Origin of the sequence: Sphaerisporangium viridialbum (assembly GCF_049674955.1) — a bacterium.
Lineage (GTDB): Bacteria > Actinomycetota > Actinomycetes > Streptosporangiales > Streptosporangiaceae > Sphaerisporangium > Sphaerisporangium viridialbum.
Genome location: NZ_CP187232.1, coordinates 5,089,372 through 5,107,173, shown reverse-complemented (window position 1 = coordinate 5,107,173; position 17,802 = coordinate 5,089,372). Strand labels below are relative to the sequence as shown.

Annotated in this window: 13 protein-coding genes and 1 pseudogene; 3 read left to right on the top strand and 11 right to left on the bottom strand. The window is 71.6% G+C overall.

From position 1 onward, the window contains the following. Positions 1 to 200: 200 nt before the first annotated feature. Positions 201 to 707, bottom strand: coding sequence for an SRPBCC family protein (locus ACOZ38_RS23030; protein ID WP_424533245.1), 507 nt, complete (start codon positions 705 to 707; stop codon positions 201 to 203). Between the two features lie 221 nt (positions 708 to 928). Here ACOZ38_RS23030 and ACOZ38_RS23025 point away from each other — a divergent pair, with 221 nt between their 5' ends. From ACOZ38_RS23025 to ACOZ38_RS23015, 3 genes and pseudogenes are all read left to right on the top strand, one after another. Beyond that, positions 929 to 1,675, top strand: coding sequence for a lytic polysaccharide monooxygenase (locus ACOZ38_RS23025; protein ID WP_424533244.1), 747 nt, complete (start codon positions 929 to 931; stop codon positions 1,673 to 1,675). Positions 1,676 to 1,778: 103 nt separating this feature from the next. Beyond that, positions 1,779 to 2,378 carry a DUF305 domain-containing protein gene (locus ACOZ38_RS23020; RefSeq protein WP_424533243.1) on the top strand — a complete coding sequence of 200 codons (600 nt, stop codon included), beginning with the start codon at positions 1,779 to 1,781 and terminating at the stop codon, positions 2,376 to 2,378. A 223-nt stretch (positions 2,379 to 2,601) separates the two neighbouring features. Beyond that, positions 2,602 to 2,721, top strand: a pseudogene (locus ACOZ38_RS23015) (RNA-guided endonuclease TnpB family protein); the annotation flags it as partial. A gap of 60 nt (positions 2,722 to 2,781) precedes the next feature. On the opposite strand, the gene ACOZ38_RS23010 reads toward ACOZ38_RS23015, so the two are convergent. From ACOZ38_RS23010 to ACOZ38_RS22965, 10 genes are all read right to left on the bottom strand, one after another. Beyond that, a complete protein-coding gene (locus tag ACOZ38_RS23010) occupies positions 2,782 to 4,083 on the bottom strand; it encodes a HAMP domain-containing sensor histidine kinase (protein WP_424533242.1) in 1,302 nt (433 codons plus the stop codon). Positions 4,084 to 4,221: 138 nt separating this feature from the next. Then, on the bottom strand, positions 4,222 to 5,532 hold the full coding sequence (locus tag ACOZ38_RS23005) for an acetyl-CoA hydrolase/transferase family protein (protein ID WP_424533241.1): 1,311 nt from the start codon (positions 5,530 to 5,532) through the stop codon (positions 4,222 to 4,224). Positions 5,533 to 5,537: 5 nt separating this feature from the next. After that, on the bottom strand, positions 5,538 to 5,684 hold the full coding sequence (locus tag ACOZ38_RS23000; RefSeq protein ID WP_424533240.1) for a hypothetical protein: 147 nt from the start codon (positions 5,682 to 5,684) through the stop codon (positions 5,538 to 5,540). 148 nt (positions 5,685 to 5,832) lie between these two features. Next, entirely contained in the window at positions 5,833 to 6,669 is an 837-nt protein-coding gene (locus tag ACOZ38_RS22995; protein WP_424533239.1) for an NAD-dependent protein deacetylase, read from the bottom strand. A gap of 122 nt (positions 6,670 to 6,791) precedes the next feature. Then, on the bottom strand, positions 6,792 to 9,560 hold the full coding sequence (locus tag ACOZ38_RS22990) for a glycosyl hydrolase family 95 catalytic domain-containing protein (RefSeq protein ID WP_424533238.1): 2,769 nt from the start codon (positions 9,558 to 9,560) through the stop codon (positions 6,792 to 6,794). 11 nt (positions 9,561 to 9,571) lie between these two features. Continuing rightward, positions 9,572 to 10,312 (bottom strand): DUF7158 domain-containing protein, encoded by a 741-nt coding sequence (locus ACOZ38_RS22985; protein WP_424533237.1) that lies wholly within the window; start codon positions 10,310 to 10,312, stop codon positions 9,572 to 9,574. Beyond that, complete coding sequence (locus ACOZ38_RS22980) at positions 10,309 to 14,598, bottom strand: glycoside hydrolase family 38 C-terminal domain-containing protein (RefSeq protein WP_424533236.1); 4,290 nt, start codon at positions 14,596 to 14,598, stop codon at positions 10,309 to 10,311. Before ACOZ38_RS22980 ends, ACOZ38_RS22985 begins: the two co-directional genes overlap by 4 nt. A gap of 48 nt (positions 14,599 to 14,646) precedes the next feature. Further along, a complete protein-coding gene (locus tag ACOZ38_RS22975; protein WP_405150004.1) occupies positions 14,647 to 15,480 on the bottom strand; it encodes a carbohydrate ABC transporter permease in 834 nt (277 codons plus the stop codon). Continuing rightward, the gene (locus ACOZ38_RS22970; protein WP_424533235.1) at positions 15,477 to 16,475 is read right to left on the bottom strand and encodes a carbohydrate ABC transporter permease; all 999 of its coding nucleotides are present in this window, start codon (positions 16,473 to 16,475) and stop codon (positions 15,477 to 15,479) included. The genes ACOZ38_RS22975 and ACOZ38_RS22970 overlap by 4 nt, the downstream gene beginning before the upstream one ends. A gap of 17 nt (positions 16,476 to 16,492) precedes the next feature. Further along, entirely contained in the window at positions 16,493 to 17,779 is a 1,287-nt protein-coding gene (locus tag ACOZ38_RS22965; RefSeq protein ID WP_424533234.1) for an ABC transporter substrate-binding protein, read from the bottom strand. Positions 17,780 to 17,802 lie beyond the last annotated feature (23 nt).

Here is a 17,802-nt window from a genome sequence, read left to right as displayed (position 1 = left end):
CCTCATGCCAAAAGGGGCGAACGGGGCGAATGCTTTATATCCGATGTGATCGTGGTTGATAAAGCACCGCCCTCCCCGGGCATCCCCGTGGCGGGCCAGAAGAAGGAGACCGGATCACCGCCGTGCTCGGGTGACGGCGGGCCCTCCGCCCGGAGGCGGGGGCGGCCGTCACGGGTCGCGGAGAGGTCCGATCGGCGGGGTCAGGCCCGCGTCATCGCGTCGAGGGTCTCGGTCATGTGCTCGCGCAGCTCGTTCAGGCGCACCTCGATGATGAGGGAGGCGATCTCGGGGTTGGCGGCGATCATGTCGCGCAGGCCGCTGCCGCCGGGACCGTGCTCGAAGCTGTGGCGGACGATGGTCTTGTCCGGCGAGTCGGCGGGCTCCAGGTCGTAGCGCCAGCGTGACGAGGGGAGCTCGGGGCCGTGCTCGCCGTCCAGCACCACCCAGGCGAACGAGCGGGGGCGCTCGGCCTCGGTGACCACGCAGGTCACCGTCCACACGCGGCCCTCTCTGCGGTTGCGTCCCTCGAACCGCGTGCCCGCCACCGCCGCCGAGTCGTCGCCGTCGAGCCAGGCCCCGTACTCGCACTCGGGGCTCCAGTCCCCGATGCGGGACACGGTCGTGACGAGGTCCCAGAGCTGCGCCGGCGGGACGCCGACGATGGTCTCCAGGTCCACCCGTATACCCGTGACGCCGTAGTCCTCCATGCTGACCTCCGCACTCTCGTGGCACCTCACGCGGCGCCGTCCGTCTCGACCGGCTCGTGACTCCTACGATGAACCAGCGGCCCGTAAGGGGCCAGTTCGACGCGGAAAGCAGGGGTCTAAGGGGTAGCGGCCGCGAAGCCCCGAGCCGCGGTCCTGAGCTCTTTACTCTTAGGAAACTTTCCTTTATATTCCTGGCATTCCCCCAGCAAAGGAGTGTCGGCATGCGAAAAACGATCATGGTGGTGGCCACGGCGTTACTAACCGCCGGGATCACGGTGTTCGCCGCCTCACCAGCCCTGGCCCACGGTTACATATCCTCACCGCCGAGCCGCCAGGCCATGTGCGCCCAAGGGCGCGTCGCCAACTGCGGCGACATCATCTACGAGCCGCAGAGCGTGGAAGGGCCCAAGGGGCAGCGGAACTGCCACGGCGGTGTAGCCCGGTTCGCCCAGCTCAGCGACGAGAGCAAGCCGTGGCCCGCCACCTCCGTCGGAACCACGGTCACCTTCAACTGGGTGCTCACCGCCCGGCACGCGACCAGCACCTGGGAGTACTACATCGGCGGCACCCGCGTCGCGGTGTTCGACGACCAGGGCCGCCAGCCCGGCGCGACGGTCTCGCACACCGTGAACCTGGCCGGCTTCAGCGGCAGGCAGAAGGTCCTCGCGATCTGGAACATCGCCGACACGGTGAACGCCTTCTACTCGTGCGTCGACCTGCAGATCGGCGGCGGCGGGAACCCGACTCCCACGCCCACCCCGACCCCCACGCCGACCCGCACCCCGACGCCCACGCCCACCCCGACGCCCACCACGACCGCTCCGGGCGGAACCTGGGCCGCCGGCACCGCCTACGCGGTGGGTGACCAGGTCACCTACAACGGCGTGCGCTACCGCTGCCTCCAGGCCCACACCGCGCTCGCGGGCTGGGAGCCGCCGAACGTGCCGGCCCTGTGGCAGAAGGTCTGACCCGCTGATGTCCTGCCGGGCGCCGCGTCCCCAGACGCGGCGCCCACCGGGAGACCCGCGGTCCTCCCGGTGCTCCACGGGGTCTCCACGCTGGAGGTATCTGATGAGACGCGCTGCCCTCGCCCTCGCCGCAGCCGTGAGCCTGCTGGCGCTTCCCGCCTGCGCGGCCGCCACCGCCACACCCGGATCGCCGCCGGCGGACGCCACCTCGGCACCGGCACCAGCACCAGCACCGGCCGCGACCGGGCCGGTCAACGACGCCGACGTGATGTTCCTGCAGATGATGATCCCGCATCACCGCCAGGGAATGGCGATGGCCGACCTGGCGAGGACCCGTGCCGTACGGGGCGAGGTGCGGACACTGGCGATGGCGGTCGAGACCACCCAGGGCGACGAGGTGCGCGCCATGACCGCGTGGCTGCTCGGCTGGGGCCGTCCCCTGACGGCGGATGCCCGCGCGCACGACGCCCACGGCGGCCTGCACGCCACCAGCCCCGAGGAGATCACCACGCTCGCGAAGATGACCGGCGCCGAGTTCGAGCGAAGGTTCCTCAACGTGATGATCGCCCACCAGACCAACGCCATGGAGATGGCGCGCGCAGAGGTCGGCGCGGGGATGAACGCCCAGGTGAAGAGCTTCGCCCACCGGATCGACCAGTCGCGCCTGGCCCAGGTCAGGCAGATGCTCGGCGAACTGAACTGACCGGTGACCGCTGGTCTATCTCGGTCACGATGGAGTACGGGGCGGGGTGTCCCGCGGTCCATCGTGCCCTCGAAACCAGTACCGCAGGCGATTAAGCAATCTCATCCGCACCGCTGAAGTCCCTCCGCCCGCCGCCGGGACCCGGGAGCCGCCGGGTCACGCTCGTCGAATCCTTTCAGCGTGGAGACCCCGGCCTCAGGCCGGGGAGGAATCGCGGTACGGTGCCACTCGGCTCGTCCGTGAGAACCAAACGGTCGTGATCGAGGACCTCACCGTGCGCAACATGGTGAAGAACCACAGCCTGGCCCGCGCCATCTCCGACGCCTCCTGGCGGGAACTGCGGATCGCGACCTCGCAATCGGTAAGGATGTGACGCCCGGCGCGGGATCCCGGGAGCGCCGCGCTAGAGGACGCCGGCGAGGGGCAGCCGGAGCTCGAACCGCGCGCCCCCGGCGGCGGAGGTCCCGACGTTGATGGACCCGGAGTGGGCGTGGGCCACATCGCTGGCGATGGCGAGGCCGAGGCCAGTGCCGCCGCGGTCGCGGCTGCGGGACGCGTCCAGCCGGGTGAACCGTTCGAAGATCCTCTCGCGGTCGGCGTGGGCGACCCCGGCGCCGTCGTCGGAGACCGTCAGCACGGCGGTGTCCGCGTCCTGGTACACCTCCACCGCCACGCTGTGCTCGCCGTGCCGCTGGGCGTTGTCCAGCAGGTTGGCCAGCGCCCGGTTGAGCTGGCTCGGCACGGCGTTGACGATGACCCCGTTCTGGAGCGAGACCTTGGTGGGAAGCTGGTCGGTGCGGTGGTCCAGGGCCATGCGGACCAGCTCGCCTAGATCGACCTGTTTTCGCAGGGTCCCCGCGGTGGCGTCGACACCGGCCAGGTAGAGCAGATCGGTCACGATCTGCTGCAGGCGCTCCACGTCACCGAGCATGCGGTCGAGCAGCTCCTCCAACTGGGTGTCCTCGGGATGCATCTGCGCCTCCTCCAGTTGCAGGCGCAGCCCGGCGAGCGGGGTGCGCAGCTCGTGGGAGGCGTCGGTGACGAACTGCCGTCGCACCTGCACGGCCTGCTCCAGCCTGCCCAGCGTGCGGTTGGCGGTACGGGCCAGCTTGGCGACCTCGTCGTCCCCGGGAGGCTCGGGGACCCGGCCGCTGAGGTTCTTGAAGGTGATTTGGGCGAGCTGGGACCGGATGCTGTCGACGGGCCGCAGCGTGTGGCCGACGACCTTCCAGCTGGTCCAGCCGGCCAGGGCGACCAACGCGGCCGTCTGGGCGCCCACAAGGGTGGCGATGAAGCCGGTGGACTGGATGTTGGCCGCCCGCTGCCCGGCGTAGACGACCGAGGAGCTGGGCGTCTCCCCGACTCGCAGCGCGCTGAGGCGCAGGCAGCCCGGCTGCGGATTGCCGCAGGTCTGCAGGTCCTTGATCGGGTCATCGGGGGCGGGCCAGACCATGCTCATCGGAGGCTGGCCCTTGGCGGCGTGGGAGGTGGCGATGACCTGCCGACTCGGCCCCACGACCTGCACCAGGTCGATGCCGGGGACGACGGGCACGATGACCTTGGACAGGTGCCCGGCGTGGATGGCGGCCGCGACCGCGCTCACCTCCTCCCTGGTGTCGTGCCAGACCGAGTCGGCGAACATCTGCTGGATCACCGTGCTGATGATGAGCGCCATCGGCACCAGCACCAGGGCGGTGATCAACATGGTCAAGAGCGTGATCCGTCCGCGGATCGACCGTGGGCGCAGCCTCAGAGGCGGGAAACCCATATATCTAACCTACGTGAGCTGGTCAAACGTTCCCGAATCGGTCCCACCCGTGCCACCCTCGCGGGCTCGGGGCGATCAGTGGAGCAGGCCGGACCGGCGCGCGTCGAAGGCCAGCCTCTCGCGGTGTTCGGGGTGGGCGATGGCGATCAGCCGTCGCGCCCGCTCCGCGATCGACCTGCCGCGCAGCTCGGCCACTCCGTACTCGGTGACCACGTTGTCGACCATGTTCTTGATCGTCGTCACGACGGACCCCAGGGTCAGCTCGGTGCGGATCCGCCCGAGGCCCTTGCTGGTGGTGGACTTCAGGACGATGAACGCCTGCCCGCCCTGCGACCACATCGCGCCCCGCGCGAAGTCGGCCTGCCCCCCGCTGGAGGAGTAGTACCTGCCGGCGATCGTCTCCGAGGCGCACTGCCCCATCAGGTCGACCTCGGTGGTGGCGTTGATGGACACGAAGTTCGGCTCGCGGGCGATCACCATCGGATGGTTGACCTGGTCGACCGGCAGCAGCGCCACCGACCCGTTCTCGTCCAGGAAGTCGAACAGGCGTCTGGTGCCGACGCAGAACGTGGTCACGTGCTTGTTGCGGTAGTGGCGCTTGCGCGTCCCGGTGATCACTCCCCGCTGGATCAGCTCCATGATCCCGTCCGAGAGCGCCTCGGTGTGCAGGCCGAGGTCGCGGTGGTCCCTGAGGGCGGCCGGCAGCGCGCCGGGCGTCCTGCCCACCCCCACCTGCAGGCAGGATCCGTCGCGGATCCGCTCGGCGATGTGGCCGGCGATCCGGCGGTCGGCCTCGTCGGGCTGGTGGACGGGCAGCTCCTGCAGCTCCCGGTCGGCGCGGATCCACCCGGCGACCTGGCTGACGTGCACCTGGTTCTGCCCGAAGGTGTGCGGCATCCGGGCGTTGACCTCCAGGAAGAACGGCACCTCGCCGATGAACGCCGCCGTGTAGTCGGCGTTCGTGCCCAGGCTGAAGTACCCGTGGCGGTCCGGCAGGCTGGCGGCCGCCAGCACCAGCGAGCACCTGGTCGACTCGCGCAGCAGCTTGGGCATCTCGGAGAAGTTGTTGGGCACCAGGTCGCAGGTGCCGTTCCAGTAGGCCTGCCTGGATCCCGGGCCGAGGTAGTAGTCGACGTGGCGCAGGTGGTCCCCGCACTCGCCGCGGATGTACGCGCGCTCGCGGAAGGGGTCCATGCGGTGGACGCGCACCCCGTCCAGCTCCCGGTAGTGGGCCTCCAGGGTGTCCAGCAGGACCACCGGCTCGCCGTTGGCGATCGGCACGATCAGATCGGCACCCGGCGGGACGTGCGCCAGCACGTCCTCTGGCCGGCCGGCGTGCTTCCAGCCGGTCTGGGCCGTCGCGGCGGGGTGGGCCTCCTCCTCCACCGCGGTCAGCCCTCCCCGCGCGGGCGGTGACCGCCGGTGCGTGGCACGTAGAAGCGCCCGTTCCAGCCCGGACGGACGCGGCCCCGCGCCCCGGGCTCCGGTTCGCGCGCGCCCTCGGCCCGCGTGCCAGGCTCGGGGACGGGCTGCTTCATGGCGGGCTCCCCATCGGCTCTGCGATGCGCCGGCGAACGCGGTCAGGTGTCCATCCGCCGATTCCGCCAGTTTATGGAGGCGTCCCTCCCGATTGGCCAAAATGTCGTTATCGGTGAGCCAATATCAAGGCCGCCGCGCGGGATCGCCTCAGCTTGCGGCCCGCGTGCCGGCCAGGCGCGCCAGCTCGGGAAGGACCACGCCGAGCGGCGCGTCGAGGGTGAGCGCGGCGTAGCCGTCACCCCGGGTCGGGCCCTGGTTGACGATCGCCACCGGGATGCCGAGCTTGGCCGCGCGCAGCACGAAGCGGCGGCCCGACATGACGGTCAGCGACGACCCCAGCACCAGCAGCAGGCGCGCGCTCTCCACGAGGGCGAAGCACTCCTGCACGCGCTCCGCGGGGACGGTCTCGCCGAAGAAGACGACGTCCGGCTTGAGCATGCCGTCGCACGCCCGGCATCCGACGGTGCGGAAGCCGTCGACCTCGTCTTCCCGCAGGTCGGCGTCGCCGTCGGGGTTGACGGCGGTCACCCGGGCGTCGAACCACGGGTTGGTCTCCCGCAGGCGGAGGTCCAGCTCCTCGCGCGAGCTGAGATCGCCGCAGTCCAGGCAGACCACCTGGCCCAGGCTGCCGTGCAGCTCGACGACCCCCCGCGCGCCGCCCGCCTGGTGCAGCCCGTCGACGTTCTGCGTGACGATGCCGCCCACCAGGCCCTCCCGCTGGAGGCGGGCGACGGCGAGGTGGCCCTGGTTCGGCGTGGCCCGCGCCACGGCCCGCCAACCGACGTGGCTGCGGGCCCAGTAGCGCCGCCTCGCCGCCGGGTCGCCGACGAACGTCTGGTACGTCATCGGGGTGTGCCGGACGAGGGCCCCGCTCGGCCCCCGGTAGTCGGGGATGCCCGACTCGGTGGATATGCCCGCCCCGCTGAGCACCACGACATCGCCCGCCGCGAGCAGCCTCGCCAGCACGTCGGTAGCTTCGGTCACCTCCCCATGCTGCCGCACCGGCCGGGGTGCGCGGAATCCGGATCCCGCGGGTTCGGGCCTGCCCCTGAAGGTCCGGTGGTTCCCGCTCCCGGGGACGGGAGCGGGAACCCGAGGTCACCCGGCTAGGCGGGGGTGACGGTGTAGGTCACTCCCGTCTGCGTGGCGAAGGTGATCACGTCGTTGGAGACGGTCTGGCCGACGCTGCCGCCGCCCGTCCTCGTGACCGCGATCGGGCGGCCGGGCCACGGGTTGGCCAGGCGCACGGTGCGGCCCGCGTCGCTGGTGATGTCGACGTAGGCAGCCTGGCCGCCGCTTCGCGCGCTGGACACCACGAAGCCGTCCTTCGCGCGGAGCTTCACGAACGAGCCGTTCTTGCCCGAGGGCCAGACGGGGAAGACCCGCATGACGCCCCCGTCGCTCTGCAGGAGCATGTCGTTGAGCGCCTCGACGGCGCCGGACTTCTCCAGCCCGTGGGAGGGGTCGGTCATGCGCAGGTTCGGGGCCATCCTTCCGTTGATCTGGGCCTTGAGCTTGTCGATGAGGCTCTGGGCCGGGTAGCCCACCCGCGCGGCCTGCGTGAACACCTTCGGGAAGCTGTTGTCCTGTCCCCAGGAGTTCATCACGTCGAGCGTGGTGATGCCGATCTGCCGGTCGGCGGCGGGGGAGTTGACGCCGAGCGTCTCGCCGGGGTGGACGAACTCCAGGTTGATGGTGTTGTCGCCCGGGTGGATGTCACGGGTGTCGCCGCCGGTGATGGTGCCCGGGTCGGCGAGCGCGTACACCGTCTGGCCGTTGTAGGTGGTCTTCGGGGTCGGCGCCAGGTGTTGCAGGATGTTCTGCCAGGTCGAGCGGAGCCCCGAGTCCACGTTCAGCTCGGTGCTCGCGCTGATCAGCGAGCTGAGCAGGTGCTTCAGCATGCCCACGTCGGCGCTGGAGTTCCTGCCCCACAGGCCCTCGTGGGGGCCGGTGTAGAGGTTGTACCGCTGCGCCCCGGCGTCCCATTCGAGGTAGGACTCGAAGAACGCGGCCACCTCCTTCATGAAGGGGTACGCCTTGCCCGACAGGAAGGCACGGTCCTGGGTGTACTCGTAGTACGAGATGTACTGCGTGACGGTGAACAGCGAGTTGCCCACCTGCTGGTGGTAGTTGTCGTCGGCGGTGGCGCCGAACGGCGCGATGCCGACGGGGAACAGCACGCCGCTCGGCACCCCTCCGCTGGGGAAGCGCCGGCCGATGTAGTCGGGCTTGACGCGGTTGAGGTCCTGCTGGGCCCGCCGCCTGGCCTCGGGCAGGTAGGCCGCCACCAGGTCGTAGTACGGCAGCGCCAGCTCGGGCCGGTTGCTGGAGTAGGCGCCGTAGAAGTTGGCCATCCAGTTGTAGTTGAGGTGCATGTCCCCGTTGAACGAGGGGAAGTCGGTGGTCGCCCACAGACCGTAGAGCCCGGGCGCGGTCTTGCCCGCCCGGCTGGCCGACCCCAGCAGGTAGAGCGCCCCGTAGTAGTACCTCTCCAGCGTGTCGTCGTCGAGGTCGACGTAGGACTTGAGCCAGTACTGCTTCCACCAGTCGACGTGCGCGTTGTAGAGGCCGTCGATCGAGCCCGCGCTCTGGGCGTCGGCCAGCGAGCGGGCCGCGGGCGCCGGGTCGGCGGGGTTCTGCCCGCCTCCGGCGACGGCGGTGACGATGGTCGCGGTCTGGCCCGCGGGCAGGTCGAACAGGATCTTGCCCGCCGCCCCGCTCGCCGTCGGGGCGCCGGCGAGGGTGCCGCCGATGACGCGGGTGGCGAGCGACGCCCGGGAGACCCAGCGCGAGCCGGACGCCGTCTGGCGCGTCGCCCACACGGTGTCGCCCGAGACGCCGGAGGTGCTGGTGAAGCCCGAGCGCGGGTCCGGGGAGCCCGTGGAGGTCTGCGCCTGGAGCCGCACGGTGGAGGAGCCGAGGGACTGGACGCGCGTCACCACGAGGTTGTCGTTCGCGGCGGTCCAGGTCCTCATCGACACCGGGGTGCCGCCGATGGTCATCGTGGTGTCGACGTCACCCTTGAGGATGTTCTGCTCCTCGGTGAACGGGCCGGACTGCGGCGGGGAGCCGGGACCGGAGTACAGCTCGAACTGGCCGATGCGGGCGCGCGGGTTGGCGGCCGAGTCCGGGGTGGTGCCCTGGGTGGGCTCGGTGATGTTCAGGCGGACGTACCGGGCGCTGACCGAGGCGATGGTCCTGTCGGTGACGGCGGCGGTGTTGTTGGTCACCGTGTCGGCGGTCGTCCAGGTCGACCCGTTGGGGCTGGTCGCGAGGGTGAAGTTCTTGGTGTTGTTGGCCGTCTCGGCCGGGCGGGCCGCCGAGTCGTGGCGCAGGACGTAGCGGGTGAAGGTCTTGGTGGTGCCGAGGTCCAGGGTGAGGGTCTGGGGCTTGCCGATCTCCGAGACCCACCCTTCGTACCCCGGCCCCCACTGGCCGCTGACGGCCCGGTTCGGGGGGAAGCTCGGGTGGGAGCTGGAGGCGGTCGCGGTGGCCCCGAGGGCGAGGTTCGGCGAGCCCGACACCGCGGCTGGCGTGATCGTCACCGCGCCGAGCGAGACCAGGGACGGGCCGGGGTTGCCGGTCCAGAAGTTCCCCTTGGACACGTAGAACGTCTTGTAGCCGTCGCCGCCGCCGGAGGTGACGCCGACGTCGCCGTTGCCGAGCAGCGCCGTGTCGGGCATCGTCCGGCTGACGGAGTTGGAGTACGCCTGGGTGGTCCAGCGGCCCTTGATCGCGCCGACGATCTGCTGTACCTGGGTCCATTGCTGGTCCGGCGCAGGGGTGGCAGCGTGGGCCGGTCCGGCGGCCGGCACCGTGGTGGCGAGAGCGATGGCGAGCGCTGCGGGTAACAGGATGCGCCGTGATCTTCGCATGCGCGGTCCTTTCAGTGGCGGTGGGTGTGATCGGTGTGCCGGATGTCTCCTGGGTGTTCGAAGCCGGGCATGAGGATCGCCCGCGCGCAGCGGGCCTCGGCCCACAGCGCGAAATGGCGCCGCCGCCGCGCGTCCAGCAGGAGCGCGCGGATGCCCGGCGCGGCCCGCTCGAAGGGGACCTCGCGGGACTGGAACGGCCCCGTGGTGAAGGTGTGGCCGCCGAAAGGCCCCACGACGGCGCCCTCGGGGGCGGCGAAGACCGCGCGGGCGGCCGGTTCGGCGAGCTCGCCGGCCGTCACGGCGTACCACCGGCCGCCGTTGACCGGGCGGCCCTCGTGCCGGTGGGTCACCAGGCGCGCCGGCCGCGGCCGGTACCTGTCCTGGTTGGCGGCGTAGTAGCGGCGCACCTCAGCCTCGTCGGCGGTCACGCGGGCGGTGAGGTCGCGGTAGAGCGCCTGGGCGAGCCGGTCGCCGGAGAGTACGGCCGCCATGACGCTGCCGAGTTCGAGCCTGGCGGTGGCGTCCAGCTCCAGCGGCGGGCCCGCGCCGGGGGTGAGCCCGCGCGCGGCGGCCTCCCCGGCCACGACGCGCTCGGCCACGAGGATCTGGGTCACCCACCTGCGCAGCTGGCGGCCCTCGGTGGTCCCCTCCAGGGGCAGCAGGCCGCCGCGCGGCCCCCGGCGCAGCAGGCGGACCCGCAGGTCGACCTCCTCGACCGTGATCGGCGTCTCGCCGACGACGGCGGCGATCACCGGGGGGCCCGGATCCGCACCGGCACGGCGGGGGAGTAGGACACCCGGCCGAACCACATGCACTTGACCAGGAGCCACCACGCCCCCGGCCTCGCCCCGGGCGGGACGTCGAGCGCCACGCGCAGCTCGCCGTCCGATCCGGCAGGCACGTCGACCGGGTGGACGGCGGGCCCGGCCAGGTGCCACGTCCCCCACGGGCTGATCACCTGGGCCTCGCCCCTGATGTCGAACCCGGCGGTGTTCCTCAGCCGTACGGTCCACAGGCCCTTGTCCCCCGGAGCCAGCTCCAGGGCGTCCTCGGCGAACTCCACCGCGAGCAGCCCCGGGTCCACCCCGCCGGCGGGGCGGCCCCGGCCGTCCACGAAGACGACGTCCTCGTGAACCTGGCCGCCGTGGGCGAGCCGCACCGCGACCGGCCACGGCCCCGGCCCGGCGCCGGGCGGCGGGGTGAGAGCGACGTCGAACGAGGTCCAGGCCCCGGGGGCCAGCCGCACCGGGCGGTCGGAGAGGGAGGCGTCCCAGCCGGGCGGCGGGACGACGCGCACCTCGCCCTCGACGGGCGCGTCGGCGAAGTCGCTGGCGAGCGTGACCCGCAGCCGCGCCGGGGCGCCGGGATCCGCCGTGAGGCGGGCGTGGACGCTCATCGGCTGGTAGCCGAGCGGCGCCGAACCCCTGTTGTGCAGCCAGAAGCGGGAGAACACCGGCTGGGCGGGCTCGGCCGTACGGCCCAGCGTCTCGCCGGGCTCGGCGGGATCGGTCGAATCGGCGTCGCGGGTGCGCAGCACGTACGTCGCGATCTCGCCGGGGCCGAGGCGGGCGTGCAGCAGGCCGTCGCGGATCTTGGCCTCGCCGCTCTCCACCTCCAGCACGTCGGCGGTAACGGCTCCCGCGAAGGACAGCAGCGAGCCGAGCCGGAAGCCGGCCTCCCGGCCGTGCGGCTCGTACAGGCGGGCGCTGACGCCGCGGCGCGGGTCGGCGGGCTCCCGCCGGCCGTGCGCGGTGGGGTTGCCCGCCGCCTTGAACGCCGCCAGCACGGCCGCGCCCGCCGGCTCGACCGTCAGCAGCGACGCCGACGGCGGCAGCGGGCCGTCGTGCGCCTCCTCCAGCAGCGCCCGCAGCGGGTGGTTGAAGTCCTGCGCGCGCGCCACGATCCCGGCGTCGCGCCAGTCGCCCGCCCCGGAGGCCACCGCGTAGTCGAAGGAGTGGCTCCAGTGCTGGAGCTGGAAGCCGCTGCCGTCGGGGGCGGTCCGCCTCGGTGGGTCGATCCACACCCCCGAGGGCCAGCCGGTGCACGACCGCATGAGCGACAGGTGCAGGCGTCCCGCCGTGTCCACGGCGAACCCGGGAATGCCCCGGTTGAGCACGGCGACGGTCCGGTGGTCCAGCCCGGTGTCCTCGTACGGCGCGGCGCCGCCGTCCGCACCGGCGTGGTCGCCCCGCGCGGGGTCGTACGGCCGCACGGCCTCGATCACGTGCCCGGCCAGGCCGGCCAGCACGGGCGCGATCGCCGCCTGGATGTCACCGTCGGCGGCGATCACCAGCACCGGCAGGTCGGCGGGCGCGCGCAGGTCGGCCTCCGGGTGGAAGGTCTCCGCCACGCTCCGCGCCGGCGGGATCCACAGGGACGCCACCCCGTCGGCGGCCAGAAGGCGGCCCAGCTCCTCCCGGTAGCACGGGTCCGCGGCGTCCAGGACCGAGGCCGTGAACGCGTTCTCGCCGGGGCCGCCGACGGCGATGCGGATGTCCGGCAGGTTGGAGTCGAAGGAGAGCAGCCCGTAGCGGGTCCCCCCGGCGTGGGTGCAGGTCGCGGTGACGCCCGCCTGCGCGAGCCGTACGGCCAGCTCGCGGCCGAGCTCGGCGGTGTCGTCCTCGCGGGGGACGACGATCTCGGCCACGCCGAAGGCGTGGAGTCCTTGGGCGGCGCCGCCGGGGGAGCGCGGGGCGATCCGCGCGGCCGAGCTCAGGCCGAACCACTGGTGGGCCGGGTTGTCCAGCGTCCAGGGGTGGCGGGCGGCGTCGACGTCGGGGTGGGCGAACGACCGCCCGACGACGGCGTGCCCGACCTCCGAGACCGGCTTGGCACCGGTGACGGCGCACGGCCACCGCAGCCGCAGCAGCTTGTCGGCGCCGTCGAAGCCGTCGATGTGGGTGGCGCAGTCCACCCGTGCCACGCCGTGCCACAGGGTGATCACCTGGGTGTAGGCGATCGGGCCCAGCGTGCCGGTGACGGTGACGCGCTGGCCGAGGGGCGAGGTCTCGGCGAGGACGGAGCGCGCGGGGGCCGCCGCCGACCCCACCGAGGTCCCGGTGGGCAGCAGGTGCCAGGGGCCTTCGTGGAACACCGGGTGCTCGGTGTACTCGTCGTACAGCACGATCTCGTTGCCCACCTCGCCCGGGGTGACCAGCTCGTGGCCGGTGGCGAGGTCGACCAGGCCGCTGACGGCGCCGCCCCGCCCGGGGTCGACGGTCAGCCGGTGGTGGTCGTTGGCGATGGTGAGCGTGTCCAGGCGCCGCCACCGCCCGGGCTCTCCGTCCGGACAGGACGCCAGGTGGTAGGTGCGGTAGCCGGCCGAGGGGACGCCGGCCGCCAGGAACGCCAGCTCGGCGCGGACGCCGTCGGAGTGCTCGACCACGACGGGAACGGGGGCGCCGCTCTCGTCGGTGAGGCCGTGGAACGGCAGGGGGACGGTCACGCGCGCCACGTCGGTGCGCTGCCACCCCATGGCGTTGAACACGGTGACGGACGCCCCCTCGCCGCGGGTGTCGACGCGGGCCGACAGGTGGCGCAGCGCGGCGTCGTGCACCTCCCTGGCCAGGTCGTACGCCTCGCGCCAGCCGGCCAGCAGGTCGAGGTACACCTGGTCGGACTCGGTGCCGGTGATCGCGTCGTGGTGCGCCCCGTACATGAGCTGCCGCCAGGCCTTGTCGAGCGCCGCCTCGGGGTAGCCCGCGTCGCCGTGCAGGCAGGCCAGCGCGGCGAACCTCTCCGCGTCGAGCAGCTCGTTCTCGACGGCGCGCTGGGCGAGCTTGGTGTCGATGTAGGAGACGTCCTTGCCGGTGTAGACCGGGTTCATGTCCCTGGTCTGCGGCGACAGGCGGGCGCCGGTGGCCGCCAGCTCGGCGGAGACGGCCGCGAAGAAGTCGCGGGGCAGCGCGCACACGAACCGGGGCCAGGCGTAGCGGGCGTTCCAGTCGCGGTGGATCTCGGTCAGCCACTTGTTGGGCGGACTGTAGTCGGTGCCGACGGGCACGAGCACGTTGCGCGTGGCCGCCACCTTCTTCATGCGCAGGTACAGCCCGTACACCGACTCCTCGGCGTCGGCGAGCGTCTGCGCGGAGTCCATCGACCAGCCGGCGCTGTAGTGGGCCGCCATGTAATGGGTGAGCAGCCCGCGCCCGCTGGGGGAGATCCACTCGAACTCGCTGCGGAACTGCATGCCGGAGGGGTCGCCGTGCGGGGTGTCGTAGGTGCCGATCTCCAGGGTGGGGCCCCACTGGTGGAAGGGGCCGCGTGCCCACGCGCTGGAGGTCAGCCCGGCGTCGGCCATCAGGCCGGGGAACTGCGGGTCGTGCCCGAAGGCGTCGAGCTGCCAGGCGGTGGCCGGCTCGCCGCCGAGGATGTCGCGCTGGAAGCCGATGCCGTACACCGCGTTGCGGATCGTGGTCTCGGCGCCGGTGAGGTTGGTGTTCGGCTCGTTGTACGTGCCGCCCATGATCTCCAGGCGTCCCTGGGCGACGAGGTCGCGGATGATCTCACGGTTCTCCGGGAAGGCGTCCCAGTAGGGCTTGAGGTAGTCCACCTCGGCGAGCACGAAACGGTAGTCGCCGTCGCGGCGGGCCAGCTCCAGGTGCGCGTCGATGAGCTGGAAGGCGGTGAACTGGAAGCTCATCCGGATGTCCTGCGCCTCTGGCTGCGCGTCCCACTCGCTGGCGTAGCCCGCCTGGGTGTTCCACCACACCGGGTCGTAGTGGAAGTGGGACACCAGGAAGACCGTCCAGCCCGGCTCGGCGACCGTGACGGTGCCGGAGGCGGTGGCCGTCCCCCCGCCGCCGGCGGCCTCTACCAGGACGTCGAGCACGGTGCCCGCGGGGGCGTCGGTGGAGATGGGCACCTCGTGCACGCCCGAGCCCGCCACCCCCCGCAGGTGCCCCCGGGCGCCGCCGGACACCCGCACGTCGATCGGCTCGGAGGAGGTCGCGGAGGTCCTGACGCGGAGGACCTGGCGGGGGGCGTCGTCGGGTCCGACGAACAGCTCGGTGGACTCGACGGCGTCGATCGTCAGCATGGCGGCCCTTCGCATGGTGGGGGACGGGCGGGAGGGGCGAGCGGGCGGCTATCCCTTGACCGCTCCTCCGGTCAGGCCCTTCACGAAGTTCTTCTGCAGGGCGAGGTAGAACACGAGGATCGGCAGCGTGGCGAGGAACATGAAGGCGAACACCGCGCCGAAGTCCGACTGGTGCTGGCCGATGGCCCGGTAGACGCCGACCGTGACGGTGGTGCCGCTGTCGGGCCCGAGGATCACCAGCGGGGTCAGGAAGTCGTTCCAGATCCACACGCCGAGGAAGATCAGCACGCTGGCGGAGGCCGGGCGCAGCAGGGGGAACACCACCTGCCAGAACACCCGCACCTTGCTCGCGCCGTCGAGCTCGGCGGCCTCCTCCAGCTCCAGCGGGACGCTCCTGACGAACCCCATGAACAGCAGGACGCCGAACGGCACGTAGTAGCCGACGTTGACCAGCACGAGGCCCTGCAGCGTCGACATCAGGTCGAAGGCCTTGAGCACCGTGGTCACCGGAGCGAGGATCACCGGCGCCGGGATCATCAGCCCGCACAGCAGCGTCACCAGCACGACCTTCGCCAGTACGTGCCGCGACCTGGCCAGGTAGTGGCCGAGCATGGCGGACAGCACCGTCAGGATCGTGATCGACAGGGCGGTCACCGCGATGCTGTTGATCAGGCCGTAGGTGAACAGGTGGTCGGGCCGCGACAGGACGGCGGTGATGTTGTCCAGCGTCGGGGGCAGGGGAAGGCCCGCCGGGTCGGGCACGATGTCGGCGCCCGGCTTGAAGACGTTGACCAGCATCAGGTACAGCGGGAGGAAGAAGGCCGCGCCGACGAACAGGGCGACCAGGGGCCGCAGCCAGGCGTGCGTCCGTGCGTCGATCACTGCGTCACCTCGCGTCGCTGGAGCACCCTGAGCACGATCACCGAGACGGTCGCGACCAGGGCGAGCATGACGGCGGCCATCGCCGAGGAGTAGCCGATGTGGTTGCCGGAGAAGGCGGTCTGCACGACCTGGAAGGCCATGGTGGCGGTGGTGCCGGTGCCGGGGCCGCCGTTGGTGATGACCTGGATCTGGTCGTAGGCCTTGAACCCCGTGATGAGCAGCATCACCGTGTTGATCGTCAGGGCGGGGGCGAGCATGGGCCAGGTGACGTTGCGGAAGCGGGCCATCGGGCCGCACCCGTCGATGGCCGCGGCCTCCCGCAGCTCGCGCGGCACGCCCTGCAATCCCGCGAGGTAGACCACGACGCAGAAGCCGAGCATCTGCCAGGTGATGATCCAGGCGATGGAGTACAGCGCGATGTCCGGGTCGGACAGCCAGCCGGGCGGGTGGTCTGCCCCGAGGCCGCGCAGCGCGGAGTTCAGCAGGCCGTCGTCGGTGAGGACGGCCTGCCAGATGACGCTGATCACGACCGAGCTGAGCACGACGGGCGTGAAGAACACGCTGCGCAGGGCGAGGTAGAGCTCGGTCGGGCGGTCGAGCAGCATCGCGATCAGCAGTCCGCCGGCATTGGCCAGCAGCGTCACGATCACGGTGATGATCACCGTGTTGCGCAGCGCCTGGAGGAACTCCGGGTCGCCGAACAGGTCGGTGTAGTTGCGCAACCCCACCCAGAGCGTGGGCGGGTTGAACGGGTTGCGGTTGGTGAAGCTGTAGTAACCCGTCATGCCGATGGGCACCAGGACGAACAGCACGTAGGCCAGCAGTCCCGGGAGGGCGAACAGGCCGAAGCGTCCCAGCTGCGGGGTGAGGCGGGAGCGCTTTGAGGGACGCCCCCGCCGGGCGGCCGGCCGACTTCCGGCCGGGCCGCCGCCAGGTGATGGACGGGACGCCGCGAGGGGTGCCCCGCCGCGCGCCGCGTGCTCGATGTCTGTCATGTGTTCGGTGCCCGGTCCTACTGGGTGGCCTTGGCCCACTGGTCGTCGAGGTAGGCCGCGAACTCCTCGGCCGACTTCTTGCCGGTGACCAGGTCCTGCACGGCCAGCGCGGCCTTGTCGGCGAGGCCGGGCGGCAGCGAGCCGTCCCCGGCCTCCTGCGAGAAGGCGTTCACGATGGAGGAGTCCTTCATGCCCTGCTGGTAGATGTCGACGGTGGCCTGGTAGACCGGGCCCATGTCGGACGGCGGGGTGTAGCCCTTGATCGCGGGGATCGACCCGTCGGCCTTGACGAACGCGTCGTTGTTCTCCTTGTCCTCGTCGAAGGCCAGCGCCCACTTCTTGGCGAGGCCGACGTTGGGGGCCGAGGAGCTGACCAGGGTGCCGCCGCCGGTGAAGGTGGGCGTGACGGGGGAGCCGTCGTCGGACGGCCAGGGGAACGCGCCGATCTCGAAGTCCGGCTTGGTGTTGTCGGCCGAGGTCGCGAACCACGAGCCCATGGGGTACATGGCGCCCTTGGCGTCGCGGAACGCCTGCTCGGTGTCGGCGTAGGAACGGCTCAGTCCGGCGGGGTCGATGTACTTCCGCTTCGCGAGGTCGGCGATCTTCTTCGCGGCCTTGGTGAAGTCGGGGTCGGTGAACTTCACCTTGCCGGCGGCCCGCTGCGTCAGCCAGTCGGGGGTCTTGCTGTAGACGTCGGTGGCCACGGTGCCGGTCAGCGGGTACATGTCGGCCCAGGTGTCCGCGCCGCCGCCGCCGACCACGAACGGGGTGATGCCCTTGGCCCCGAGCTTGGCGCTCGCGTCCAGCAGCTCCTGGTAGGTCTTGGGCGTCGAGGTGATCCCCGCCTTGGTGAAGGCGTCCTTGTTGTAGTAGATCACCGGGATGACCTGCGTGTTGTACGGAAGCTGGTAGACCTTGCCGTCGATGGCGCCGGCCTTGGGCGCGACGAAGTTCGTCAGCTCGGCGTCGGTGAACGCCGCGAGCTTGCCCGCCTGCGCGAACCCCGCCGGGTTGACCGACTGCAGGATGTCGGGAAGGTGGCCCGAGGCGTCGAGCTGCTTGGCGTAGCCCGTGCGGTCGACGTTGGGCGACACCAGCTTCTTGATCGTGACGCCGGGCACCTTGGCCGAGGCTCTCGCGATCGCGGCGTCCCAGAACTTCGCGTCCAGGTTGGGGGTCTCGAAGACCAGGAACGACAGGGTGACCTTCCCGTCCGAAGAAGGGGTTTCCGCCGGCTGGTTCCCCACCCCGCATCCGGCCACCGCGAACGTCGCGGCCACGCACAGAACAACGGATCTGCGCACTGCACAGCCCTCCTTGCACGAGT